The organism is Pseudomonas sessilinigenes (assembly GCF_003850565.1).
Classification (GTDB): Bacteria; Pseudomonadota; Gammaproteobacteria; order Pseudomonadales; family Pseudomonadaceae; genus Aquipseudomonas; species Aquipseudomonas sessilinigenes.
In genome coordinates, this window is record NZ_CP027706.1 from 4728870 (window position 1) to 4750140 (window position 21271).

At 64.6% G+C, this 21271-nt stretch carries 24 protein-coding genes and 3 pseudogenes; 10 read left to right on the forward strand and 17 right to left on the reverse strand.

The annotated features are described in order from the left end of the window. Nucleotides 1-288: 288 nt before the first annotated feature. On the forward strand, nt 289-621 hold the full coding sequence (locus C4K39_RS21940; RefSeq protein ID WP_124347395.1) for a DUF2790 domain-containing protein: 333 nt from the start codon (nt 289-291) through the stop codon (nt 619-621). A gap of 75 nt (nt 622-696) precedes the next feature. Here C4K39_RS21940 and C4K39_RS21945 read toward each other — a convergent pair whose 3' ends face one another. Next, nucleotides 697-1191, reverse strand: a complete 495-nt coding sequence (locus C4K39_RS21945; RefSeq protein ID WP_068575804.1) for a RidA family protein — start codon at nt 1189-1191, stop codon at nt 697-699. A gap of 304 nt (nt 1192-1495) precedes the next feature. Here C4K39_RS21945 and C4K39_RS32280 point away from each other — a divergent pair. Both C4K39_RS32280 and C4K39_RS32285 read left to right on the forward strand, forming a co-directional pair. After that, nucleotides 1496-2128 (forward strand): annotated as a pseudogene (locus tag C4K39_RS32280) (PAS domain-containing protein); the annotation flags it as partial. Nucleotides 2129-2290: 162 nt separating this feature from the next. Beyond that, nucleotides 2291-2722, forward strand: a pseudogene (locus C4K39_RS32285) (methyl-accepting chemotaxis protein); the annotation flags it as partial. A gap of 53 nt (nt 2723-2775) precedes the next feature. On the opposite strand, the gene C4K39_RS21955 reads toward C4K39_RS32285, so the two are convergent. The 3 genes from C4K39_RS21955 to C4K39_RS21965 form a co-directional block, all read right to left on the reverse strand. Continuing rightward, on the reverse strand, nt 2776-3303 hold the full coding sequence (locus tag C4K39_RS21955; RefSeq protein WP_124347396.1) for a GNAT family N-acetyltransferase: 528 nt from the start codon (nt 3301-3303) through the stop codon (nt 2776-2778). Between the two features lie 70 nt (nt 3304-3373). After that, nucleotides 3374-4279 carry a LysR family transcriptional regulator gene (locus C4K39_RS21960; RefSeq protein ID WP_124347397.1) on the reverse strand — a complete coding sequence of 302 codons (906 nt, stop codon included), beginning with the start codon at nt 4277-4279 and terminating at the stop codon, nt 3374-3376. 93 nt (nt 4280-4372) lie between these two features. After that, a complete protein-coding gene (locus C4K39_RS21965) occupies nt 4373-5146 on the reverse strand; it encodes an SDR family oxidoreductase (RefSeq protein WP_068575812.1) in 774 nt (257 codons plus the stop codon). Nucleotides 5147-5308: 162 nt separating this feature from the next. On the opposite strand from C4K39_RS21965, the gene C4K39_RS21970 reads away from it, so the two are divergent. After that, nucleotides 5309-5914, forward strand: coding sequence for a flavin reductase family protein (locus C4K39_RS21970; protein ID WP_124347398.1), 606 nt, complete (start codon nt 5309-5311; stop codon nt 5912-5914). Nucleotides 5915-6051: 137 nt separating this feature from the next. Continuing rightward, the gene (locus C4K39_RS21975; RefSeq protein WP_124347399.1) at nt 6052-6546 is read left to right on the forward strand and encodes a YbaK/prolyl-tRNA synthetase associated domain-containing protein; all 495 of its coding nucleotides are present in this window, start codon (nt 6052-6054) and stop codon (nt 6544-6546) included. Between the two features lie 6 nt (nt 6547-6552). Here C4K39_RS21975 and C4K39_RS21980 read toward each other — a convergent pair whose 3' ends face one another. After that, entirely contained in the window at nt 6553-7437 is an 885-nt protein-coding gene (locus C4K39_RS21980; RefSeq protein WP_124347400.1) for a LysR family transcriptional regulator, read from the reverse strand. 95 nt (nt 7438-7532) lie between these two features. Between C4K39_RS21980 and C4K39_RS21985 the strand changes: the two genes are divergently transcribed. Then, nucleotides 7533-8939 carry an MFS transporter gene (locus C4K39_RS21985; RefSeq protein ID WP_124347401.1) on the forward strand — a complete coding sequence of 469 codons (1407 nt, stop codon included), beginning with the start codon at nt 7533-7535 and terminating at the stop codon, nt 8937-8939. Between the two features lie 5 nt (nt 8940-8944). Here the strand turns inward: C4K39_RS21985 and C4K39_RS21990 are convergent, their stop codons facing one another. Continuing rightward, nucleotides 8945-9874, reverse strand: coding sequence for a DMT family transporter (locus C4K39_RS21990; RefSeq protein ID WP_124347402.1), 930 nt, complete (start codon nt 9872-9874; stop codon nt 8945-8947). Nucleotides 9875-9976: 102 nt separating this feature from the next. On the opposite strand from C4K39_RS21990, the gene C4K39_RS21995 reads away from it, so the two are divergent. Continuing rightward, nucleotides 9977-10876, forward strand: coding sequence for a LysR substrate-binding domain-containing protein (locus C4K39_RS21995; protein ID WP_068575827.1), 900 nt, complete (start codon nt 9977-9979; stop codon nt 10874-10876). A gap of 3 nt (nt 10877-10879) precedes the next feature. On the opposite strand, the gene C4K39_RS22000 is transcribed toward C4K39_RS21995, so the two are convergent. From C4K39_RS22000 to C4K39_RS22020, 5 genes are all read right to left on the reverse strand, one after another. Then, nucleotides 10880-13114 (reverse strand): ATP-binding protein, encoded by a 2235-nt coding sequence (locus tag C4K39_RS22000; RefSeq protein ID WP_124347403.1) that lies wholly within the window; start codon nt 13112-13114, stop codon nt 10880-10882. Next, nucleotides 13111-13725: a biliverdin-producing heme oxygenase gene (locus C4K39_RS22005; RefSeq protein ID WP_068575831.1), complete on the reverse strand. Its 615-nt coding sequence runs from the start codon at nt 13723-13725 to the stop codon at nt 13111-13113. The genes C4K39_RS22000 and C4K39_RS22005 overlap by 4 nt, the downstream gene beginning before the upstream one ends. 236 nt (nt 13726-13961) lie before the next feature. Continuing rightward, entirely contained in the window at nt 13962-14354 is a 393-nt protein-coding gene (locus C4K39_RS22010; RefSeq protein WP_124347404.1) for a cupin domain-containing protein, read from the reverse strand. Nucleotides 14355-14433: 79 nt separating this feature from the next. After that, a complete protein-coding gene (locus C4K39_RS22015; protein ID WP_124347405.1) occupies nt 14434-15243 on the reverse strand; it encodes an AraC family transcriptional regulator in 810 nt (269 codons plus the stop codon). Between the two features lie 35 nt (nt 15244-15278). After that, nucleotides 15279-15650 (reverse strand): DUF190 domain-containing protein, encoded by a 372-nt coding sequence (locus C4K39_RS22020; protein ID WP_124347406.1) that lies wholly within the window; start codon nt 15648-15650, stop codon nt 15279-15281. A gap of 180 nt (nt 15651-15830) precedes the next feature. Here C4K39_RS22020 and C4K39_RS22025 point away from each other — a divergent pair, with 180 nt between their 5' ends. The 3 genes from C4K39_RS22025 to C4K39_RS22035 are packed head-to-tail and all read left to right on the forward strand — an operon-like array spanning nt 15831 to nt 17825. Continuing rightward, nucleotides 15831-16310 (forward strand): GNAT family N-acetyltransferase, encoded by a 480-nt coding sequence (locus C4K39_RS22025; protein ID WP_068575840.1) that lies wholly within the window; start codon nt 15831-15833, stop codon nt 16308-16310. Nucleotides 16311-16344: 34 nt separating this feature from the next. After that, entirely contained in the window at nt 16345-17439 is a 1095-nt protein-coding gene (gene ddlA / locus C4K39_RS22030) for a D-alanine--D-alanine ligase (protein ID WP_068575841.1), read from the forward strand. A 32-nt stretch (nt 17440-17471) separates the two neighbouring features. Continuing rightward, nucleotides 17472-17825, forward strand: coding sequence for a gamma-glutamylcyclotransferase family protein (locus C4K39_RS22035; RefSeq protein WP_124347407.1), 354 nt, complete (start codon nt 17472-17474; stop codon nt 17823-17825). 2 nt (nt 17826-17827) lie between these two features. On the opposite strand, the gene C4K39_RS22040 is transcribed toward C4K39_RS22035, so the two are convergent. From C4K39_RS22040 to C4K39_RS32290, 6 genes and pseudogenes are all read right to left on the reverse strand, one after another. Next, a complete protein-coding gene (locus tag C4K39_RS22040; RefSeq protein ID WP_124347408.1) occupies nt 17828-18409 on the reverse strand; it encodes a hypothetical protein in 582 nt (193 codons plus the stop codon). A gap of 78 nt (nt 18410-18487) precedes the next feature. Continuing rightward, entirely contained in the window at nt 18488-19213 is a 726-nt protein-coding gene (locus tag C4K39_RS22045) for a purine nucleoside phosphorylase YfiH/LACC1 family protein (RefSeq protein WP_124347409.1), read from the reverse strand. 121 nt (nt 19214-19334) lie between these two features. Further along, nucleotides 19335-20147 (reverse strand): MerR family transcriptional regulator, encoded by an 813-nt coding sequence (locus C4K39_RS22050; protein WP_068575848.1) that lies wholly within the window; start codon nt 20145-20147, stop codon nt 19335-19337. Nucleotides 20148-20225: 78 nt separating this feature from the next. Further along, nucleotides 20226-20597, reverse strand: coding sequence for a helix-turn-helix domain-containing protein (locus tag C4K39_RS22055; RefSeq protein WP_124347410.1), 372 nt, complete (start codon nt 20595-20597; stop codon nt 20226-20228). A 5-nt stretch (nt 20598-20602) separates the two neighbouring features. Further along, nucleotides 20603-20905, reverse strand: coding sequence for a type II toxin-antitoxin system HigB family toxin (locus C4K39_RS22060; protein ID WP_124347411.1), 303 nt, complete (start codon nt 20903-20905; stop codon nt 20603-20605). A gap of 115 nt (nt 20906-21020) precedes the next feature. Further along, nucleotides 21021-21269, reverse strand: a pseudogene (locus C4K39_RS32290) (DUF3077 domain-containing protein). Nucleotides 21270-21271 lie beyond the last annotated feature (2 nt).

Below are 21271 nucleotides of genomic sequence, written 5' to 3' on the forward strand. Positions count from 1 at the left end.
CGCTGCAGGCGTTCTTATTGGTTTGGCCGCCGGGGCATCGCCGTGCCCGGAGCCGTTGTCGATAGTTGCAAACCACAGATAACGACGGGGTGACCCGACTATTACAATTGCGCAAGAAAGGAGGGGGCGAGGGATCGCCCGGATGAGCTGTAGCCCTTGTGGGCCGGGCGTTGCCTGAGACTGGCCGGAGGCCGGAGAGGCGCCTTACAGATAAGTAATGCGCACGCGATCATTCTGACAGGGTCGGTTTTTTATCCTCGTAGCTGTCAACCGAACGAGGAGATTGTCATGAAACCACTTAACTTGAGCATTGCCGCGATGCTGTTTGCCATCTCTTCCCTGGCGTTGGCCGAAGGTGGCGGCGATCGCACTTTTGCCCGGGCCATGGAGCAAAACGAGAAGGCCATGGAGCGCTATGCGGCGAAGCAGGGCAAGGCCGCGCCAGTGGTACAGAGCTATCGCTATGGCATGAAGCTGGACATCGCCAAGGTGGTCAGCATCACCCCGCCGATCAAGTCCTGCGAGGTGGTGCCTTCGCGCATGACTTATGAGGACTCCACGGGCCAGCTCATGACCATCGAGTACCAGATCATGGGCCAGTGCCGTAACAATGGCAGTTGATCCATGGATGGCCACTGCCCGCCTGCCGCTGCGCTGGCCGGGTCCGAAGTGGTTGCCCGGCCAGCGTGCTGCCCTTCAGTCCTGGTGCGATCCGGGATGCAGGGCGACGATCATGTCGACCTCCACCGAGGCGTTTTTCGGCAACTGGTAGACCCCTATCGAGGTCCTTGTATGTACGCCGGCCTCGGCAAATACCGAGTACAGGATTTCCGATGCACCGTCGGCCACTTCGCTCTGCTGGGTGAAGTCCGCCGCGCTCTGGACGTAGACGTTGATCCGCAGGATGCGCTTGATCCGCTGCAGATCGCCGAGCATCTGCTCGAGGATCGCCAGGGCCCGCAAGGTGCAGATCTGCGCGCCATGCCGCGCCTGTTCCAGGGAGGTCTCGGCGCCCACCCGGCCCACGACCATCACGGTGTTGTCGATGCGGGGAATCTGGCCGCTGACGTAGACCTCATCGTCATTGCGTACGGCCGGTACATAGTTGCCGCCAATGCGCATTTCCCCTTCGAAACAGTGTCCGACTCGTGCCGCGGCCTGCTGGAAAAGTGCCTTGCGTGATGCGTCCATGGTCCAACTCCGTCAATCGTCATTGATTTTCCAAAGTTTGGACTATACGCGCTCTTCGAGAGCTCGAACCATTGGCCAAAGCCCTGTTTCAACGGGGGTTGCGGGGCGTTGAATTATTTTCGTCGGACAGCTTCCAACGGCTATTAAGAAATGTATTTCAGGGCCGATGTTAGGCCCAAAGCAGCTTATTTTTTCAGTCCCCCGGTACATCCCCATGTTCAATAAACGCTTGAAGCAAGAGCTGTCGACTCTTCGTGAAGAACTTTCGAGCCTTCAGCAAGTGAAGGAAAGCCTTGAAAGCGAGATGCTCGTGATCAATTTGAGCGCCGATGGAAGGATTCAATCGGTCAACCACAACTTCGCCCAGGAAATGCTCTACAAGAGCGGCGACCTGGTGGGACGTCCTCTGGAAGACATCGTCCCGGCGCACGTCAAGCACGATGAATTCCATCTGCGCTTCAAGAACACCCTGACCCGCGGCGAACACTTTGCCGGGGCGGTGCGCCTGTTGCGCGGTAATGGCCAGGAAGCCTGGTTGCGTTCGATCTCCCAGCCAGTGCGCGATTCCGAGGGACGGATCAAGTACTTCGCGATTTTCTCCAGCGACCTGACCCGTACCATCGAGGCATCCCGCGAGCACGAGAACCTGATCGGCGCCCTGGTGCGTTCCACCGCAGTGATCGAGTTCGACCTCAACGGCAACGTCCTCAGCGCCAACGAGCGTTTCCTGTCGAGCATGGGCTACAGCCTGGCGCAGATCCAAGGCAAGCATCACCGCATCTTCTGCGAGCCCGAGGAGTACAACAGCGCGGCTTACCAAGAGTTCTGGCGGCGCCTGAACGCCGGCGAGTTCATCGCTGAACGCTTCAAGCGCGTCGATGCCCATGGCCGGGTGGTCTGGCTGGAGGCCTCGTACAACCCGGTGCTGGATGCCAACAACAAGCTCTACAAGGTGGTGAAGTTCGCCACAGTGATCACCGACCAGGTGAACCAGGAGTTGGCGGTGGCCGAAGCCGCCAGCATCGCCTACAACACCTCGTTGCAGACCGACACCTGCGCCCAGCGCGGCACTACTGTGGTGACCGAAGCGGTGACCGTGATGCAGGACCTGGCCAGGCACATGCAGGACGCGGGCGACGGTATCGAAGCCTTGAGCGCGCAATCTCTGGTGATCGCCAGTATCGTCAAGACCATCAGCGGGATCGCCGAACAGACCAACCTGCTGGCGCTCAATGCCGCCATCGAGGCAGCCCGGGCCGGCGAGCAAGGGCGCGGCTTCGCGGTGGTGGCCGACGAGGTTCGGCAACTGGCCTCGCGTACCAGTAGCGCGACCGACGAGATCGTCGGCGTGGTGCGCCAGAACCAGGACATGGCGCGTACGGCGGTGGAGCTGATGGCCGAAGGCAAGCAACGCGCCGAGCAGGGCCTGGCCCTGGCGGCGGAAGCCGGTACGGTGATCGTCGAGATCCAGGACGGGGCGCAGAAAGTGGTCAGTGCGGTAGGGCAGTTCGCCAACCAGTTGTCGACCTGAGTCGCCTGTCGCCAGGGGCGCTCGTCTGCGTGGCGGGCGCTCGCCAGGTCAGCTCAGCTCAGCAACGGTGAGTGACATTCGTAGTGCAAGCGATCGAACCACTGCCCGTGCAACTGGAAGCTGCGGCGTGAATGGCCATAGCGGGAAAAGCCGGAAGCTTCGAGTACGCGTACCGAACCGATGTTCTCAGGCCGGGCATTGGCCTCGATACGGCTCAGGCGCAACTCCTCGAATGCCCGTTGCAGCACCTGGGTCACCGCGCTCTTGGCGATCCCGCGACCGGTGAAGCGGGCACCGACCCGGTAGCCCAGTTCGGCGCAGTTGAAGTACGGGCGCTGGACCCGATGCAGATTGATTCGTCCCACCAGCAAGCCACTTTCCCGGATCAGGAATTGATAGCCCCGGTCAGCCTCGGCGTCCTGTTGCGCCTGGACAATGGCCTGGGCGACGCCTTCGCTGGAGTAGTAGCTGGGGGGCCGTGCGTTGATCGAGGCTTCGAAGAAGGCGCGATTCTCTTCTTCGAACGCCAACAGGTCATTCAGGTCGTCAAGCTGTGGGGCGACGATCAGCAGGTGCGCCATGGTCCGTGTGCCTCAGTCCGTTGGGGGCGCCTTCATCTCATGACTCGCTGCCCTTGGGCAAGCCCGTCGCTCATGGTTCCAGGTGTGGCCGGACCAGTTCGGCAAACCATTCGATGAATACATTGAGCCGCCGCGAGCGATGGCGCCGGTCGGGGTACAGCGCGCAGATGTCCATCGGTGCCACTGGCAGCCCCTGCAGAACTTGCACCAGCTCGCCACGGTCCAGCAGGTGCTGCACATCGAAGCGCGGCACCTGGATCAGCCCCAGTCCCTGGCGGCAGCAGGCGATGTAGTTTTCCACGTTGTTGACGATCACCCGGCTGGGCAGGCTGAGCAGGTGCTCGCGCCCTTCGAGCTGGTATTCCCAGGGTTGCTCGCGGCCAGTGTCGGGAGAGGCGTAGCCGATCATCCACTGGCCGTTCTGCAGGTCCTGGGGAGTGTGGGGTTCGCCATGGGCGGCGAGGTAGCCAGGGCTGGCGCAATTGATCAAGGCCAGTTGCCCCAGGGGGCGGGCCACCAGGCTGCTGTCGGCCAGGCTGCCGACACGGATCGCGCAGTCCACGCCTTCCTGGACCAGGTCGATACTGCGATCGCACGCCCCCAGGGCCAGTTGCAGGCCGGGGTACTGCGCCAGCCACTGGGGCAGCGCTGGAACCACCAGGCGCCGGGCGATACGGCTGGGGACGTCGATGTTCAAGCGACCGCTGACATCCACTTGGCGATGCTGGAACAGCAGGTTGAGTTCTGCCGCGTCGGCCAGCAGGCGGCGGGCCCGTTCCAGGAGAATGGCACCGTCGGCGGTCAGTTGTACGTGGCGAGTGGTGCGGTGCAACAGGCGGGTACCCAGGCCGGTCTCCAACTGCTGTACCGCCGATGACACCGTGGCCCTGGGCAATTCCAGGACATGGGCGGCCTTGATGAAGCTGCCCATGTCGGCCACCTGGATGAATACCCGGTACTGCTCAAGTTTATCCATCGTCACAACTGTCCTGGTTCGGGGAATGCCGGTTGACTTCAGCCTGGGGCTACGTGCAGCCCGGCAGGCCAATTTACCCCTTGAGCGCCAGGATTACTTGGTGGTGTAGCCGCCGTTGATCAGTAAGGTCTGCCCGGTGATCCACCAGCCTTCGGTCACCAGATGGCGGATGAAAGGCACCACGTCCTCGATATCGGTAAGGCCGGTCTTGCTCGAGGGTGACAGCGCCGCAGCGCTCTTGTGGTAGGCCACGGCATCGGCACCTTCGGCCGGGTAGAAGAATGGCGTGTCCATCGGCCCCGGTCCCACCGCGGTCACCGAGATACCACGGGCACCGAACTCCTTGGCCGCTGCCCGGGTGAAATGCTCCACCGGAGCCTTGGAACCCCCATAGGCGGCATAGAAAGGGGTGAAGGCGCCCAGCAACGAAGTCACCAGGGTCACCAGCTTGCCATTGTCCTCCAGGTGCTTGCCGGCTTCCTTGATGAAGAAGAAAGCGCTCTTGGCGTTGACCGCGAACATCTGGTCGTACTCGTCTTCGCTGATCTCGACGATGGGTTTCTTCAGGACCTTGCCCACGGTGTTGATGGCGATATCGATCTTGCCGAAGCGCGCCTTGGCTTCGCTGAACAGGCGCTCCACTGCACTGGCACTGGTCAGGTCGGCCTGCCAGGCATGGGCCTGGACTCCCAGCTCCTGGAGGGCGGCCAGGGTGGCTTGGGCATCGTTCTGGCTGGCATCGCTGTTGTAGTGCACGGCCACGGCCCGGGCGCCGTGGCGGGCGAGGTCGCGGGCAATCAGGCCGCCGAGGTTTTTCACCCCTCCGGCGATCAGCACCACTTTGTCGTTCAGGGAATGGTCGGCCATGGTGCGCATCCTTCAACTGTTGAAATGAAGGTTGAGTCTAGTGTCTGGGGCGCTGTGGATAAGCCGCCGGGCGCTGGACGGATAATCCAGGAAATCCATCCAATCGACCCATCTGCACCGCCAGGGAGTGGCGCTACAATCGCTTTTTTTCAGGAGCCTGCCATGCCCGCATTTCGTCGTTCGGTCCCTCTGGACAAGGCCTATCGTCTGCTCAACCACGGTCCCACCGTCCTGGTCAGCGCCGCCCATGAAGGGCAGCGCAACATCATGGCCGCCGCCTGGGGCATGCCCCTGGATTTCCAACCGCCGAAGGTCGCGGTGGTGCTCGACAAGAGCACCTGGACCCGGCAACTGCTGGAGGCGTCCGGCAGCTTCGTACTCAACGTGCCTTGTGTGGAACAGGTCGATATCACCCAGAGCCTGGGCAACAGCTCAGGGTTGGAGATGAGCCGGGCCGGTCGAGATAAATTCAGCGCCTACGGCCTGGCCACCTTCGCCGGCCAGGCCTGTGCCGCGCCGTTGCTGGAAGGTTGCGTGGCCTGGCTGGAGTGCCGATTGCTACCCGAGCCCCACAACCACCAGCAATACGATTTGTTCCTCGGCGAAGTGATTGCCGCCCAGGCCGACTCGCGAGTGTTCAGCGAGGGGCGTTGGCACTTCGACGGCCATGATCGGCTGCGCACCCTGCACCATGTGGCCGGCGGGCATTTCCTGGCCATTGGCGACAGCCTTGACGGGCGCCAGCTACCGTTGGCTGGCGATGTGTGAACCAGGGACTGGGCATAGCCGCGCAGGCGTTGCCGTCTAGGATCGTCCATGCCGGTGCGCTTATAGCTGCGCGGTGCTGGCCAGCGCCCCTGGCGGGTGTTTGAATCGGCACCGGGCATTTCTAACAAGGGATTTTTATGCACGATGTTTTTCAGCGCCTGGTGCAACTGTTGGACAGTCACCAGGCCCGTTACCGGGTGATCGAACATCCGGCCGAAGGGCAGTCGGCGCGGGTCGCCGAGATTCGCGGCACCGAGCCGGGCCAGGGGGCCAAGGCCATGCTGTGTGGCCTCAAGGGCGGTGACGATGCCTACGCCCTGGTGATCCTGTCCGGGGACCAGAAGCTGGACATGAAGAAAGTCGGCGCGGCCCTGGGAGGCAAGAAAGCCCAGCTCGTGGCGCCGGAGCTGGCCCGGGAGCTGACGGGCTGCGTGATCGGAGCCATCCCACCGCTGAGCTTCGATCCACGGATCTTGCTGATCGTCGATCCGCAGCTGACTTCGCGCTATGAACAAATCGCCTTCAATGCCGGGCGCCTGGATGCATCCATGGTGCTGTCCACCGAGGACTACCTGCGGATCGCCCAGCCGCGCCTGCTCAGTGTGACCCAGGATGCGCCGGAAGAGGGCTGACGTGCCTTACCAGCTCACCTGGCCCAGGGCCGCGGCGAATGTGGTGAGTTTTGCCGAGCACTGGCGCGAGGGCGGGTAGACCAGCGACAGCTCGCGGCTGCGCCCGTCGTATGCCTGGAGAATGGGCCGCAGGCGCCCGTCGTCCAGGGCCTCGCGCACGGCGAACTCCATCAGTTGGGCGATGCCGAAACCACCCAGCACGGCGTCCACCAGGGCATCGCCGATATCGAAGATCAAACGCCCCGTGACCGCCAGGTCCAGGGGCTTGCCCTGGTCCATGAATTGCCATTCCACCAGCCGGCCGCTGCGCAGGTTGCGCACGGCCAGGCAGTTGTGGCGTTGCAGCTCGGCCAGGTCCCGAGGCGTGCCGTGGCGTTCCAGGTAGGCCGGCGCCGCCACCGTGACCCATCGCAGCGGCGCCAGGGGGCGGGCGATCAGGCGCTGGTCCTGGATGGTTCCGGTACGCAGCACGGCATCGAAACCTTCATCGACGATATCCACGATCCGGTCGGTCATCACCGCCTCGATGCTCAAGGCCGGATAACGCTCGGTCAGGCCGCCGATCACCGGCATCACCACCTTGCGTCCGAACAGTGAGGGTGTGCTGATCTTCAGCACGCCGGTGGGTGAGTCGCGGCGTTCCAACAGCAGGCTCTCGGTCTGGGCCAGTTCCGCCAGCAGCGGCCCGGCACGCTCCACCAGCATCTGGCCGTCCGGGGTCAGGCTGACGCTGCGGGTGTTGCGTTGCAGCAGGCGCACGCCCAACTGCTGTTCCAGGCGCGAGATGGCCCGGGACAGGCCGGACTGGGTCAGCCCCAGGTCCCCGGCGGCGCGGGTGAAGCTGCGGGTTTCGGCCACTCGGACCAGCAGGCGCAGGGCGTTCAGATCCATGATTAAAGTCATTACTGAAAGAAAGAATCGCTTGTTTATCATTTAAAACGCATCGATGAAACTGGCCGCCGTCATTTCATCCGAGGAGTCCCGCGATGTCCGCGAACCCACTAGCCAAGCCGTCGGGCTGGATGCTGCTGTTGCTGGCCACGGCCCAGCTGATCATTGCCCTGGACGCCACCATCGTCTTCGTTGCCTTGCCGGAGATCGGCCAGCGCCTGGGCTTTTCCGCCCAGCAGCTGCAATGGGTGGTCAGTGCCTACAGCGTGACCTTCGGCGGCTTCCTGCTGCTGGGCGGCCGGGCGGCGGACCTGTTGGGCAAGCGGCGTTTCTACATCGTCGGCCAGGGGCTCTATGCCCTGGCGTCGCTGGCAGGCGGCCTGGGGGGCAGCGCCTTGTTGCTGGTGCTGGCGCGAGCGGTGCAGGGTGTGGGAGGGGCGATGCTGTTCCCTGCGACCCTGGCCCTGATCAATACCTACTACGCCGAAGGCCCGGCGCGTAACCGTGCCTTCGCGGTGTGGAGCGCAGCGTCGGCGGCCGGGCTGGCCCTGGGGGCGCTGCTGGGGGGCGTGCTGACCCAGTACTGGGGCTGGGCGGCGGTGTTCCTGGTCAACGTGCCCCTGGCCGGTGCGTGTGCATTGCTGGCCCGGCGCTGGATTCCCGCCGATCCGCCACGCCAGCGCGGGCGCCAGTTCGACCTGCCGGGCGCCTTGAGCGTGACCCTGGGCGGCACCTTGCTGGTGTTCGCCATCGTCCAGGGGCCTGAGTGGGGCTGGGCCGCCCCGGCGACCCTGGCCTGCCTGCTGCTGGCGCTGGCCTTGCTCGGGTTGTTCCTGCGTATCGAGCGCCTGGGGCGCGACCCGTTGATGCCCCTGCGTCTGCTGGGTTATCCACAGCTGCGCATGGCGATGCTGATCACCGCGTTGTTCATGAGCAGCTTCGGGGTGCAGTACTACTTCCTCAGCCTGTACTTCCAGCAGGTCTACCAGTTCAGTGTGTTGCACAGTGGCCTGGCCTTCCTGCCCTCGACGGTGCTCTGCACCCTGGGCATCTGGCTGGGCGAGCGGGCGCTGCGGCGCGCCAGCCTGCGGGCGGTCCTGGTCTGCGGCTTGCTGGCCGGGGCCCTGGGCATCGGCATGATCTACCTGGCGCTACCGGGCAGCCGGGGTTTTGTCGGCCTGTTACCCGGGATCGTGATCATGAGCATCGGCCAGGGCATGACCTGGAACACCATGTGGATCTCGGCGGGGCAGGGCATTGCCGCGACCGAGCAGGGCGTGGCGGCGGGCGTGGCCTCCACCAGCCAGCAGATCGGCGGCGCCCTGGGCCTGGCCTTGCTGGTGTCCTTGGCCAACACCCTGGGCCCGGTGGGCAACCAGGCCTATGGCATCGAGCTGGCCACCGCCGCCAGTGCCCTGTTGGCGTTATTGGGCGCCTTGCTGGCCCTGCGCCTGCCCCGCTCCCCGGTGACGCTGCCGGGGTGTTCTGCGGCCTCGGGCTGAGGCCCTTAGTGAGCCTGCGGCAGGTGCCGGCGCACCGCCCAGAGCACGCCGGCCAGCAATAACAACGCCGCGCTGGCTTGCAGCAAGCTCGGCAGGTGCTGCAGGCAGATGAAGCCGTAGAGCAGGGCGAACAGGGTCTCGAACACGATCAACTGGCCGCTCAGGGTCAGTGGCAGGCGCCGGGTCGAGGCATTCCACATGCGATTGCCGAACCACGAGCCGAGCACCGCGCTGCACAGGCTCAAGCCCCAGAACAGCATCCAGCGCTGGTCGCTGGCCTCGCTCCGCGTGCCCGGCCACTCCAGGCCCTGGGCCAGCAGCCAGACCACGGCGCTCATCAGGCCGGTGGTGATGCCCCACAGGCTCGACCACTGGCCGCTGTCGAAGCGGCTGCTCTTGAGGTAGCGAGCATTGTCCTTGGCGAACCAGGTCCAGCACAGCAGCGCGCCGAAGGCACACAGCAGGCCCAGGGCCCGCTGGCCCAACTCCGGCGAATCGCCCTGGGCGGTGAGCAGGGTGTCGAGGTTGATGCAGCAGATCCCACCGAACACCAGCAGCAGCGGCCAGCGCAGGCGCCGCAACGGCACCGCGTCGGCATCCCCGCGCCCGGCCAGGGTGATGGTCAGGGGCAAGAGGCCGACGATCAGCGCGGTACTGGCCACACCGGCCCACTGAATGGCGCTGGCCAGCAGCATGAAATAGATCAGGTTGCCGGTCAGTGCCAGCTTCACCAGCAGCAGTGCGTCGTTCCAGGTCAAGCGCTGCAGCAGCTCGCGTGCCTGGGGCGCAGCCAGGAGCAGGGAGAATGCGCCATACAGGGTGAAGCGGGCACAGCTGAGCATCAGCGGGCTGAACTCCGGCAACAGGCTGGGCACCACAATGGCTAGGCCCCAGACCGCACCGGCCAGGACCGCATAAGCAACTCCGCGTTTCATGCACACACTCGCAGCGATTCATCAAGGTGCGCAGGCTAGTCATTGCTGACCGGATGGACAAAGGATATATAGGCACCTACCTATTCTCCTGGGGAATACCTAATGAGTCGCTTCGCCCGGCACTTGCCGCCACTGGAAACCCTGGTGACCTTCGAAGCGGTGGGCCGCAACGCAAGCTTCACCCGGGCCGCCACCGAGCTGTGCCTGACCCAGAGCGCGGTGAGCAAGCAGATCCGCACCCTGGAGCTGTCGCTCAAGACCGAGCTGTTCGAGCGCCAGGCCCGGGGGGTGAAGCTCACTGCCAGCGGCGCGGCGCTGTTCGCCCAGGTCAGCACCCAGCTCGAAGCCTTGCTGCGCAGCGTCACGCGGCTACGGGCCGGGCGCGATGCCAACACCATCACCGTGCAATGCACCCATGCGGTGGCGCAGTTCTGGCTGTTCCCGCGCTTGCTGGCATTCAACAAGCAGCACCCGGAGATCACCGTGAGTATCCATGCCAACAACGACATGGACGAGTCCAGCGTGGCCGAGCATGACTTCGGCATTCTCTACGGGCCGGGGCACTGGTCGTCCCTGGCGGCCACGCCGCTGTTCGCCGAGATCGTCTACCCCATCGCCAGCCGGCGCCTGGAGTTGCCGGTGGTCAGCGAGCTTGGGCAGTTGGCGGCCTTGCCGCTGATCCAGCTGGACGCCTCGGCATGGAACTGCATCGACTGGCGGGACTGGTTCCGTCACTTCGGCCTGGACTACAGCGCACCGCCGGGGGCCTTGGGCTTCAATCAGCTGACCTTGATGTTCAGCGCCGTGCAGCAGGGGCTGGGGGTGGGCCTGGGCTGGGATTTCATGGCCCGCGACGGGGTGGCCCAGGGCGAGTTGCTACGGGTTGGCGACTGGGCGTTCCACACCGGCCAGGCGGATTTCCTGGTGCACCTGCGCAACCGGCGCCTGTCGGCCAGCGGCCAGTTGTTCCATGACTGGCTGGTGGCCCACGGCGCCGAATGAGGGTCAGGCCCGGGGCACGCTGAAGCGGAACTCGCTGCCCTTGCCCACCTCGCTGTAGGCCTGGATGGTGCCGCCGTGGGCCTGGACGATGCCCTGGGTGATGTACAGCCCCAGGCCAGTACCGTTGGGGTTGCCTTCCTTCATGGTCCAGTAGCGGTCGAAGATGAACGGCAGTTGGTCGGCGGGAATGCCTTCTCCGGAGTCGCGGACGCTGAACACGATCTGCTCGCCGTCGGACATCGCCACCACCCCGACCTTGCCCTGCTTGGGGGTGAACTTGATGGCGTTGCCCACCAGGTTCGACAACACCTGGAACAGCCGCTCGGGGTCAGCGTGGATGGTCAGGTCCGGCTCGGCGTGGAAACTGATATCGATGGACTTGTCCAGGGCCAGGGGAGCCAGCAGCGAATAGGCTTCCTCGAAGATCTGCGCGACATCCAGCGGCTGGGGGGCGATGCGGTAGCGCCCGGCCTCGATCTTCGAGGTGTCCAGCAGATCCTCCAGCAGGATGTTCATGCGGCTGGCGGCCTGCTGCATGGTGTCGATGGCCGAGGAGATGCGCCGCGAGGTGTGGGGGCCGTCGGAGCTGAAGGCTTTCTGCATCATGCCGCAGAGCATGGAGATCACGGTCATGGGGTTGCGCAGGTCGTGGGACACCACCGCCACCAGCTCGTCCCGGGCGCGCACTGCCTGTTGTTCGCGCAGCACCTGGCGCGCCAGGTCGTGCTCCAGGGCCGAGCGGCGCAGGTCGTTGGCGGCGAAGCGGTCGCCGTGGCTCCACTTGTTGGAGATCCCGGCCATTTCCACTTTCCAGATCTCGAACGAGGTACGCGGTCGCAGGCGCAGGCCGGCGTCGGAGTTCTCCAGGTCCAGGGGCTTTTGCGGGTTGCCGCTCCAGTTGATGTTTTCCTTCACCTCGGGCCGGAACCACAGCACGCCGTTATCCACAGGCTTGGGCAGGCTCATGGCCAGGACACCGCTGGCCACCTGTTGATAACTGGCCGCCGGCGGGTAGACGCTGGCCAGGTGGTGAGTGGCGAACACCGGTTGCCCGGACGCTTGCAACCAGCGGTGCAGGGCGCGGATCTGCTCTGGCGGCGGGCAGTTGCCGAAGCAGTGCAGCTGGTGATCCTCGATGATCGCCACGCCGCCGGCCCGGGTCAGTTCCAGCAGCTGCCCGGGGTCCTGGGCCAGGCTGGCGAACACGCTGCCGCTGGCCTGTGCCATGGCCTGGTTGAGGCTGGCCAGGGTGGCGAGCTTTTCCTCGCGCTGGCGGCTGACTTCCAGGGCTTCCATGGCGCTGATCTGCAGCGACAGCACCTGGCCGATGGTCTGGCAGGCGATGCGCAACTCGTGGGGCACCAGCAGTGGCTGGCGGTTGCCGCAGCTGATCAGGCCCCAGAGCTGGTCGTCCTTGAGCAAGGAGATGCTCATGGACGACAGCACACCCATGTTCTTCATGTACTGGCAGTGGATCGGCGACACGCTGCGCAAGGTGGCGAAGCTCAGGTCCAGGGCCTGTCCGGTGTCCGGGCGCAAGGTCGGCACCAGCGGCACCGGCTGGTAGTCGGCATCGGGAATGATCCGCAGCCAGTTGCTGCGGTACAGCTCGCGGGCCTGCTGGGGAATGTCCGAGGCGGGGAAGAACAGGCCGTTGAACACTTCCATGGTCGGCCGCGTGGCCTCGGCGATCACCTGGCCGTGGCCTTCGTCTTCGAAGCGATAGATCAGCACCCGGTCGTAGCCGGTCATGGCCTGGATCTCGCTGACGCTGATGGCGTACAGCTCTTGCAGGGTCTTGGCGGTCTGCAGGCGACGCAGCAGGCGCCCGAGGTTGTCGGTGCGCTGCTTGAGCTCCGGGGCCTGGTGCTGTTCGAGCTGGTGCTCCAGTTCCAGAATCAGTACGTCCTGGTGCCGGTGCAGCAAGGCTTCGAAGCGCCTGCCATGGAGCTCCAGGTACAGCGGCGGGGCATCGAGCAAGTGTTGCAGTTGCAGCAGTTGGCGAATGCTCTGGGTGTGTTCGGTGCCCAGGAGGCTGTCCAGGGGCTGCTCGACGACTTGCTCGGCGCATTGGCCCAGCAGGGTCTCGACGTTGGCGCTGACCTGGCGGATGCGCAACCCTGGCTCGTCCAGGGTCAGCAGGACGCCGTGGGGCTGGATTGCGCCCGGGGAGCGGATGGGTTCGTTGGCGCAGTTGGCCAGCAACTGCTCGAAGGCCTGGGAATCCTGGGGGGTCATAGCAGCACCTCGCGGCTGTCGAGCCAGCGCTCGAAGCAGGCAAATGTGGATTGTGCGGCGTCCACTACTTGCTGGCGGGCGCTGGTGTGGCTGGGCATGCGGCCCAGGTAGTCGAGGAAATCCTTCCAGCGCCGGCCGGTAAGGGCGCCGTAGACGTCGAGGAAGGCTCCGCCGTTGCCGGCATCCAGCGCCAGGCGCCGGGCCATTTCGCGGCGCAGGATCTGCCCGCCCAGGGTCGCGCCCTCCAGCACGTAGAGGGTGCCCAGGCAGGCGCCCGGAGTGTCCAGCCGGGGCAGCTGCGGGCAGCGTGGCAGGTGGTCGATTTCGGCCTGGCTCAAGCCCAGGGCCAGCAAGTCGCCGTGCAGCGCTGGAGTCTTGCGCCGCAGTTGCGGCTCGTAGCCGGCCGGAATCAGCCCGCTTTGATCCAGAGCCGCCTCCAGGGGTTGGTAGAAGCCGTAGTAGGCCTGGATCAGGCGTTGGTACCAGGCAGCGTCCAGCTGCTCACAGAAGAACGGCAGGCGTTGCTCCAGGGCCACATGCAGCGTTGCGGTGCCGGCACGCAGATCCTGGAGCAGGGGAGGGGCAAGGGAGGGTTGGTGCGGTTCGGGCATTCAGGGGTCCGGGGTCTGGGCGGTGGAGGGATGCGCCATGGGCGTCATCGAGGACCGGGACCAGGTTGCGGTCCCTGCAATGGAGCCAGCGCACGGAAAACTAACCATGGCTGCCAGGAGCGACGCAGGTTGGTCGACGCTCCTGTAGCCGTTCAAGGGTAGCCGATCTGTGGCTTACCGCAGGTCTGACCCTGGCAGCTCGCTAGAAATTCCCTTGGCCGACCGCCGGGCAGGGATCAGATCCAGATATCGTTCTGTGCCGTGCGTTCGCCGCCCTGGTCTCCGGTATTGAGCACGCCACGGGGTTCGATCAGCAGCAGCTTGACCTCCTCTTCGGACCAGGGCTTGTGCTCCACCCCCCGGGGCACGACGAACATCTCGCCGCTGGCGATGGACACCCGGCCGTCGCGGAAGTCGATGTGCAGCAGGCCGTCGAGGACGATGAAGGTTTCGTCGGTCTCGGCATGGGCATGCCAGACGAACTCGCCTTGCAGCCTGGAGATCTTGAACTGGTAGTCGTTCATCTCGGCGATCACCTTGGGCGTCCACTGTTCGCTGAACAGGCCGAGCTTCTGGGCGAAGTTGATGCTCTGGTATGGGCGTTGCGCGGTGCTGGCGGGATTGTTCATGGGGGCTCCATATCGCTGGTGAATGAGCGCCCAGGGTAGGTCATGACCGGCGGTGGATTCTTGAACGATTGTGCGTGGCTCAGCGGCCGAGCATCTTCAGCCAGCGTGCCGGTGGCAGGCCATAGGCCTGGCGGAACTGGCGGGTCATGTGGCTCTGGTCGGCGAAGCCGGCAGCCAGCGCTGCGTGGGCCAGGGGCTGGCCCTGCACCAGCAGCGCCCGGACCAGGTCCAGGCGGCGCATGCTCAGGTAGCGGTAGGGACTGGTGCCGAACAGCAGGCGAAAATCCCGGGACAGGCTCCAGCGATCGCACTGGCTGTGGGCGGCCAGCTCATCGAGGGTCAGGGTGCGGTCCAGGGCACTGTGGATGTATTCCCGGGCACGTTCGGCGGCCTGGTAGTCGAAGCGCTGGCGCGGCGCCGCGACCCCGGATACCCGGTTGAGCGCGTGGGCCAGGTCGAACAGGGCATCTTGCTGCTCCAGCGGGTCCATCGTGTGTTCGACACTGCGCAATAGCGCGTCGGTGGCGGCGAACAAGCGTGGGTCGGCGGACAGCCCACCAGCGATGAAGGGCAGGGGTTGGCCACCGAGGATCTGCTGGATCAGGGCGGGTTCGACATACAGCATGCGGTAGTGAAAGCCATCCTGGGTGCCGGCTTCGCCATCGTGGGCTTCGTCGGGGTGCAGGACCATGGTTCCGCCCGGCAGGCTATGGCGCCAGCCGCCGCGGTACTGGAAGCTCTGTACCCCGCGCAGGGTGCGGCCGATGGCGTAGGTGTCGTGGCGATGCATGTCGTAGCCATGCCCGGCGAAGTACGCTTCGATGCGCTCCAGGCCCTGGGCGGGTGGTGCGCGGTGAACCCAGTCGGTGGGGGTGGCAGGTCTGGCCATGGAACAGTCCTGATGGGGAAACCAAGGCGGGCACGTTAACTTAAGGGGGCGCTGGCTGTCTTGCTGGGCGCATCAGGTGCCATCGGCTGCGCCTGCTTGCCCAGGTACCCGAACTCGATGGGCGTCTTGATGTAGAACAGCGAGAAATCCTCGGTCGCCAGGCGCTCGAACAGGCGTTCGGCCTCGGCCATCGTCATTGCCAGGCGGATCTCCAGGGGCTGGTCGGCCTGGTCGAAGAAGTGCACCGAATGCAGGTGCCGGGATTGGCCGAAGCCTTCGATGGCGCTGGACAGGGTGGCACCGTGCAGGCCCATGCCGCGGGCCAGATCGACGATCCAGTCACCCAGCATCCGGCCCTGGTGGCGACGGTTCTGCTGGGTGAAGAAAATGACCAGGTAGCCTTTCATGATCGCCCTCCGACAGCGTGGTGGCTGCTTCCTTGAGCATAGTTCGCGGGGCGTTCGGCTGTTGCCTGCCCGGAGCGAGTGGAGTAGCGTCCACCCCCTCGCGACAGGCTCATGCGGCAAGTTTTGGGGCCCGTGATGCGAACCCCGACCAGGACGCTACTTCCGCGCAGGAGACCGAATATGACAGTGACCTTCCGCCCGGCGGCAGATGCCGATATCCCGCGCATCTGCAGCTTTGTACGCAACGCCCAGGAGCTGTTCTTCTTTTTTCCCGCCGCCACCTGGCCCTTGACCCCTGAGCAGTTACGCGACTCCATCGCCCAGCGCAGCGATTCCACGGTGCTCGAGCGGGACGGGCAGGTGGTAGGGTTCGCCAATTTCTATCGCTGGGAGCAGGGCGGCACCTGCACCATCGGCAACGTGATCGTCGATCCGGAGGTGCGCAGCGTCGGGTTGGGTGCGCAGTTGATCGGGCAGATGATCTATCTCGCCCGCAGCCGGCACCAGGCTCGCGATGTGACCCTGTCCTGCTTCAACAGCAATGTGGCGGGGCTGTTGTTCTACCCGAAGCTGGGGTTCGTGCCCTTCGCCATCGAGGAACGCAAGGACAAGCAACAGGAGCGGGTGGCGCTGATCCACCTGCGCTACAGCCCGAGCTGAGGCCGGGAATCTTTTTTCAAGACGGAAACCATTCATGAGCAAGCTGCGGGTCGGGATTATCTTTGGTGGCCGTTCGGCCGAGCATGAAGTGTCGCTGCAATCGGCACGTAACGTCGTCGACGCCCTGGATCGCACACGTTTCGAACCGGTGTTGATCGGTATCGACAAGCAGGGCCACTGGCACCTCAACGACACCTCGAACTTCCTGATCAACCAGGAGAACCCCGCGCTGATCGCCCTCAACCAGTCCAACCGTGAACTGGCGGTGGTGCCGGGCAAGGCCAGCGGGCAACTGGTGGAGACCTCCAGCCAGGAGATGTTGGGGCACGTCGATGTGATCTTCCCCATCGTCCACGGCACCCTGGGCGAAGACGGTTGCCTGCAGGGCCTGCTGCGCATGGCCGACTTGCCCTTCGTCGGCTCCGACGTGCTGGGCTCGGCGGTGTGCATGGACAAGGACATCAGCAAGCGCCTGCTGCGCGATGCCGGCCTTGCGGTAACGCCCTTCGTCACCCTGACCCGCGCCAACCGGGCGCGCCATGACTTTGCCCAGGTCCAGGCGGCGCTTGGCCTGCCGCTGTTCGTCAAACCGGCCAACCAGGGCTCGTCGGTGGGGGTGAGCAAGGTCGAGGATGAGGCCCAGTACCAGGCCGCGGTAGAGCTGGCCCTGGGGTTCGACCACAAGGTGCTGGTGGAGTCGGCGGTGCATGGCCGGGAGATCGAGTGCGCGGTACTGGGCAACGACCAGCCCATCGCCAGTGGCTGTGGCGAGATCGTGGTCGGCAGCGGTTTCTATTCCTATGACAGCAAGTACATCGACGAGCAGGCGGCCCAGGTGGTGGTGCCGGCGGCCATTGGCCATGAAGCCAGCGAGCGGATTCGTGCCCTGGCCATCGAGGCCTTCCAGGTGCTGGGTTGCTCCGGGCTGGCGCGGGTCGATGTGTTTCTCACTGACAGTGGCCAGGTACTGATCAACGAGGTCAACACCTTGCCGGGGTTCACGCGCATCAGCATGTACCCCAAGTTGTGGCAGGCCGCGGGCATGACCTACAGCGAGCTGGTCAGCCGGCTGATCGAGCTGGCGCTGGAGCGACACGGCGAGCGGCAGGCATTGAAAATCACCCGCTGAAGCGGATCACAACCTTGATTGGGACACTACGGATGAGTGCGGCAACTCCAGCATCGGTTTATCTTTTTTCCTACGGGACCCTGCAGGACAAGGCGGTGCAACTGGCCAACTTCGGGCGCGAGCTGGAGGGCAGCCCTGACGCCATGCTCGGCTACGAGCAGCACTGGGTGGAAATCACTGACCCGCAGGTGCTGGCCAGTAGCGGCAAGACCCATCACCCGATCCTGCGTCCGGGGTCGGCGGACAGCGCACCGATCCCCGGCATGGTGTTTCGCATCACTGCCGAGGAACTGGCAGCCGCCGACCGCTATGAAGTCTCGGACTACAAAAGAGTCAGCGTGACCTTGTCTTCCGGCCTCCAGGCCTGGGTCTACGTCAGCGCCTGAATTCAGAGCGCCATGACCATCATCCCCAGGCACACCACGACCAGCAGCACCGCCCCGAGCACAATGAACACATAGTTCAGCGGCGTGAAACGGGCGTTGCTGCGGCCTTCGGGATCTCCTGCGGCGGCGTTCAGGCCGCGCTGGCCGAGCCAGGTGATCCAGGCCAGGGCAGGTATCAACAGCAGGTTGGCGATATCCACCAGCGGATAACCGATGTTCTTGCGTGCCAGGCTGTCCAGGATATTGCTGGCCACCGATACGACCACGAATAGGGTCGCCAGGCCATCGTGCTCCCATTTGAAGTCCTGGCCATTGTGCTTGAGCCGGGCATCGGCCTCGCGGTACAGCGCGTGGGTGAAGAAGATGGCAAAGATCGCCCGGGCCACCGGCCACATTTCCTCACCGCTGTCCTGCTTGAACTGTTTCCAGTTCTTGTAGGCCCAGTACACCCGGTAGAGACCGAAAGTGAGGATGAACAGGGTGAGGAACTTGCCCCGGGATACCACGTAGAACGGCGGCTGCTTGGCTTGTGGTAGGGGGGCGGCCAGGTCCGCCTGGGGCGGGGCATAGAGATTGTCAGACACGGGCACTCCTTGGGTTGGGCCTGAAAAAGGCGGCCACGTTAACCCAGCTGGCCTGGCAAACCTATCTTGATGCTGCGGTCAGCCGGCGAGCGTGCGGCCGATCCAGGAGTACTGGAAGGTCTTTTCCTCGCCCCGATGGCCTCGGCGCCGGTAGCTGGCCAGGCTTGGGGTGGAGCAGTAGGTGCAGAGCGGGCTGATTTCGATCTGCTGATCGATGACACCAGCGGCATGTAGCAAATGCACGGCGTAGCGGCTCAGGTCGAACCACAGGGAGCCTTGCTGGCTGGCTGCGGGCGGGGGGATTTGCGATGGCAGCAGCGGCGTGGGTTGCTCGTGGCTCCAGGGGGCCTGGGTGGCCGGCCAGGGGCGCAGCGGATCTGCCGAGAGGGGGGTGATGAAGTCGGCACTGACCTCATAGCAGCAAGGTTTGATCGAAGGGCCGATGGCGACCCGCACTTGGTGCGGTTCCACACCCTTGGTCGCCAGGTGTTGCAGCACATTGGCGATGATTCCGCCGTGCAGGCCCTTCCAGCCGCCATGCACCGCCGCGACCCAGGCGCCGTCGTCGCTGCTGATCAGGATCGGCAGGCAGTCGGCGGTGACCACCGCGATCGGTCGGGTGGAGCGGGTCAGTACCGCATCGCCACGGATGATCCCGCTGGGCAGGGTCGTGCTGGCCTCGATGACATCGCCGCTGTGTACCTGGGAGCAGAAGAACAGGCTGGCCGGTAGCGTCGCGCCGATGGTGGAGAACTCATGGCGGATACCTGCGATCTGCTTCAACACATTTGCCTGGAAACTCATCGGGCCTGCGCTCGGTTACCTCGGGGATGGGGGCAGAGCATAGCGGTATCCGATGCATTTTTGCTGACCGGCAAGCCGTGGGGCGAAGGGGGTGACCAGCGGTCGCCCCGATTCCAGAGCCTCAGGCACCGAGCGGGATATACAACTCCACCACGCTGTCGGGGTGCATCGGGCCGAGGAAGCGTTCACCGCTGTACTCGAACTCCACCGCATCCACGGGCACCAGCCCGGCGGCGGGCAGCCATTCGCTGTAGGCGGCGCGGAAGGTTTCCGGCAGGGTTTGCACGGTGCCGTGGTGCTCCACCCGGGCGTAATGGCGGGCGGGGATCTCCAGCTCCACCATGCCCGGCACCAGGGGCGCGTCGGCGGCCACCGGCAGGCCGGCTATGTAGCGCCATTGGTTGTCGTCCAGGGGTTGGCAGACGCCGTAGGTGCCCATCGGCTCGGCCAGGCGCTGGATTTCCTGTTCGCGGGGTTCGAAGCGTTGCCACAACTCGGGAATGGAGCCCGCATCACCCTGCTGCCAAGCCATGCCGATGATCCGCTGCGCGCTGAGAAATACCCGTTCCGGCAGTTGGGCCTTGGGGAGCTGGCGTGGAGGTTGGGCCAGGTAGCGTTGCAGGTGGCCCAGCACCTTCTGGCCGCGAGCGATGTCGCTTTCCAGTTGCCGCGCCTGCCCTTGCAGCGCCTGCTCCATGGCCAGTGGGCTGTCCAGGCCACCCTGGTCGGCCAGGGTGCGGATGTCCTCCAGGGACATGCCCAACTGGCGCAGCCAGACGATCCGGCCGAGGGTGGCGATCTGCTGCGGGCTGTAGTAGCGATAGCCGTTGTCGCGCCCGGTGAGCATGGGGGCGAACAGGCCGATGCTGTCGTAGTGGCGCAGGGTCTTGGTGGTGAGGCCGTGGCAGCGGGCCATTTGTCCGATGGTGAGCATGGAGCGTCCTGGGTGTTGTTGGGCTTGCCGGCATCTTGGGCCTTTACCTAAGGGCAAGCTCAAGCCCGGCCGTGGTGCTCAGGATGATTTTGTGGGCTTGATCAGGCTCTGGGCGGGAATGCCGAACAATTGGTGCAGTTTCCAGATCATGGGCAAGGTGAGCGCGCGCTTGCCGTTGAGCACTTCATAGACGCGGTTGGTACGGCCGATGGCGGGGACCAGGTCGGCGGCTGACAGCCCGGATTGTTCCATGCGGAACTTGATCGCCTCGATCGGGTTGGGCAGGTCGATGGAGAACTGCCTGGCTTCGTACGCTTCGATCAGGGTGATCATCACGTCGAAGTAATCGCCTTCAGGGGTTCCCGGTTGTGGTTCGTTGTCGAACATCGGCGAGACGCTTTTCAGCGCTGCGCGATAGTCCCGGTCGGTATGGATGGGGCGGATGTTCATGCGGGTTACTCCCTGTCTACGCTGTCAGCGTCGATGGCATCGAACTGTTGGTGCGTACCTACGAATCTGATGTAGAGCGCGCCGAAACGATAGGCCACGGCAACGATCAGTCGATACTCGTTGCCCTTGATGTTGAAGACCACCCTGCGGCTTTTGAGAATGCTGGCGTTGCGGTACTGGTCCTTGATCTGCGTGGGGTTGGACCACTGTGCATTCCTTGCTTCATCGATCCAGGCCAGCAGAGGCTGTTCTGCGTCCGGGTAGCGCTCCCAGAAGGCCTTTAACTGGCTGACTGCAGTAATTCTCATGGCGCGATCCTAGTCCCGCCCTGGGACTTGAACAAGTCACTGAGTGAGTCGAGCGACGTGCGGGTAGATCGCTGGATCTGCCCGCGCAGGCGACGTCGGCTCAGGGACGATCAGGTCATGCGCAGAGCGTGGCGTGCACGTTGTACATCGGTGCCTTGCCCATCTTTGCCAGGAAAGTGTGCCGCTCAAGCATGGCGGTCGCACTGGGGCTCCATGGCTGTCTCCAGGGTGAATTGCTTTGCCAGATGCAACAGGGTCGAGGCGTGCTCCAGGGCATCGCTGATCGGCACATCGGCCTTCACGCGAAACAGCGGATGCAGGTGTTCGCCGCACAGGGAAAGCGGATTGCACCGGGAGTGGTCAGGG

Bases quoted from the DNA above. Each gene is read 5' to 3' on its own strand.
- C4K39_RS22050 (WP_068575848.1), bottom strand. From the start codon at position 20,147: ATGCTCACCATCGGACAAATGGCCCGCTGCCACGGCCTCACCACCAAG.
- C4K39_RS22055 (WP_124347410.1), bottom strand. From the start codon at position 20,597: ATGAACATCCGCCCCATCCATACCGACCGGGACTATCGCGCAGCGCTG.
- C4K39_RS21985 (WP_124347401.1), top strand. From the start codon at position 7,533: ATGTCCGCGAACCCACTAGCCAAGCCGTCGGGCTGGATGCTGCTGTTG.
- C4K39_RS21945 (WP_068575804.1), bottom strand. From the start codon at position 1,191: ATGGACGCATCACGCAAGGCACTTTTCCAGCAGGCCGCGGCACGAGTC.
- C4K39_RS21960 (WP_124347397.1), bottom strand. From the start codon at position 4,279: ATGGATAAACTTGAGCAGTACCGGGTATTCATCCAGGTGGCCGACATG.
- C4K39_RS22010 (WP_124347404.1), bottom strand. From the start codon at position 14,354: ATGAACAATCCCGCCAGCACCGCGCAACGCCCATACCAGAGCATCAAC.
- C4K39_RS21970 (WP_124347398.1), top strand. From the start codon at position 5,309: ATGCCCGCATTTCGTCGTTCGGTCCCTCTGGACAAGGCCTATCGTCTG.
- C4K39_RS22015 (WP_124347405.1), bottom strand. From the start codon at position 15,243: ATGGCCAGACCTGCCACCCCCACCGACTGGGTTCACCGCGCACCACCC.
- C4K39_RS22035 (WP_124347407.1), top strand. From the start codon at position 17,472: ATGAGTGCGGCAACTCCAGCATCGGTTTATCTTTTTTCCTACGGGACC.
- C4K39_RS22005 (WP_068575831.1), bottom strand. From the start codon at position 13,725: ATGCCCGAACCGCACCAACCCTCCCTTGCCCCTCCCCTGCTCCAGGAT.
- C4K39_RS22020 (WP_124347406.1), bottom strand. From the start codon at position 15,650: ATGAAAGGCTACCTGGTCATTTTCTTCACCCAGCAGAACCGTCGCCAC.
- C4K39_RS22025 (WP_068575840.1), top strand. From the start codon at position 15,831: ATGACAGTGACCTTCCGCCCGGCGGCAGATGCCGATATCCCGCGCATC.
- C4K39_RS21995 (WP_068575827.1), top strand. From the start codon at position 9,977: ATGAGTCGCTTCGCCCGGCACTTGCCGCCACTGGAAACCCTGGTGACC.
- C4K39_RS22060 (WP_124347411.1), bottom strand. From the start codon at position 20,905: ATGAGAATTACTGCAGTCAGCCAGTTAAAGGCCTTCTGGGAGCGCTAC.
- C4K39_RS21980 (WP_124347400.1), bottom strand. From the start codon at position 7,437: ATGGATCTGAACGCCCTGCGCCTGCTGGTCCGAGTGGCCGAAACCCGC.
- ddlA (WP_068575841.1), top strand. From the start codon at position 16,345: ATGAGCAAGCTGCGGGTCGGGATTATCTTTGGTGGCCGTTCGGCCGAG.
- C4K39_RS22045 (WP_124347409.1), bottom strand. From the start codon at position 19,213: ATGAGTTTCCAGGCAAATGTGTTGAAGCAGATCGCAGGTATCCGCCAT.
- C4K39_RS21975 (WP_124347399.1), top strand. From the start codon at position 6,052: ATGCACGATGTTTTTCAGCGCCTGGTGCAACTGTTGGACAGTCACCAG.
- C4K39_RS22000 (WP_124347403.1), bottom strand. From the start codon at position 13,114: ATGACCCCCCAGGATTCCCAGGCCTTCGAGCAGTTGCTGGCCAACTGC.
- C4K39_RS21965 (WP_068575812.1), bottom strand. From the start codon at position 5,146: ATGGCCGACCATTCCCTGAACGACAAAGTGGTGCTGATCGCCGGAGGG.
- C4K39_RS21955 (WP_124347396.1), bottom strand. From the start codon at position 3,303: ATGGCGCACCTGCTGATCGTCGCCCCACAGCTTGACGACCTGAATGAC.
- C4K39_RS21940 (WP_124347395.1), top strand. From the start codon at position 289: ATGAAACCACTTAACTTGAGCATTGCCGCGATGCTGTTTGCCATCTCT.
- C4K39_RS21990 (WP_124347402.1), bottom strand. From the start codon at position 9,874: ATGAAACGCGGAGTTGCTTATGCGGTCCTGGCCGGTGCGGTCTGGGGC.